The organism is Amycolatopsis sp. NPDC003676 (genome assembly GCF_053587275.1).
Genome location: NZ_JBSFNS010000463.1, coordinates 1 through 1,012, shown reverse-complemented (window position 1 = coordinate 1,012; position 1,012 = coordinate 1). Strand labels below are relative to the sequence as shown.

Annotated in this window: 2 protein-coding genes; one reads left to right on the top strand and one right to left on the bottom strand. The window is 69.4% G+C overall.

Annotation, left to right across the window (positions count from 1 at the left end; genetic code table 11):
- Positions 1-561 (bottom strand): FAD-dependent oxidoreductase (locus tag ACWDNU_RS47265; protein WP_449673637.1); only part of this gene is annotated, 561 nt, incomplete at its 3' end.
- Between the two features lie 208 nt (positions 562-769).
- Between ACWDNU_RS47265 and ACWDNU_RS47260 the strand changes: the two genes are divergently transcribed.
- Positions 770-1,012: gamma-glutamylcyclotransferase family protein (locus ACWDNU_RS47260; RefSeq protein ID WP_449673636.1), on the top strand; the 243-nt coding region annotated here is incomplete at its 3' end.

Below are 1,012 nucleotides of genomic sequence, written 5' to 3'. Positions count from 1 at the left end.
GCAGGTTCTGGTGCTGCCGATCGCGGGCGCGGTGGCCGACCGCAGCCGCAACAAGCGCAAGATCCTCGGCGGGTTCGCCGTGCTGGGCGCGGCGCCGGGCAGCACGCGCGGGCTGGCGCCGGTGGCGATGAGCACGACCTCGGCCTCGAACTCCTCGGTGCTGCCGTCGGCCAGCGTCGCCTTGACCCGATGCGCCAAACCGGTCGCGGGACCGACCAATTCGCCCCGGCCCGCCAGCAGCTGCACCCCGGCGGCCTGCAACTTGGCGCGGATGTCGGCGGACTGGGCCAGCGCGAGCGCCTTGACGCGGCCGTTCACCTCGGGCAGATGCACTTGGGCCTGGCTGGCGTCGAGGGTGATGCCCAGATCGCGGGCGCGGCGCAGATCGGTGCGCAGACCGGTGGAGGCGATGAAGGTCTTGGACGGAACGCAGTCCCAGAGCACGCACGCGCCGCCGATGCCGTCGGCGTCGACCAGGGTCACCGAGGCCCCGTGCTGGGCGGCCACCAGGGCTGCCTCATATCCCGCCGGTCCGCCACCGATGATCGCAATCCGTGCCACAGCCACGCTCCCTGTATTCGCCTGATCGGCCGCGTCCCTTGTGGGGACCCGTCCGTACTGTCGCTCCATCATTTCAGGTGCGTTGTGACGGTCCGGGGTCGGATCGGTGAACATGTTCGGCGTGTCGGGACCCGCCACAACTGTGACCGTCAGCCGATCTGGGTGGGAGACAGGAATTCCGCTGCTGTTATTGGCTACAGTTCGTCAGGTGCCGATCTATGCCGCTTACGGGTCCAACATGGACTCGACGCAGATGCTGGAACGCTGCCCGCATTCGCCCATGTCGGGGACCGGGTGGCTGGAAGGTTGGCGCCTGACCTTCGCCGGTGACGACATCGGCTGGGAAGGGCCGTTGGCCACCGTCGTCGAAGATCCGGGCTCCCGGGTGGCCACGGGTTTCGGGGTGGTGGAAGAGAAATCCCGCGGACGCGCGTGCAGCGGCCCCTCGGCG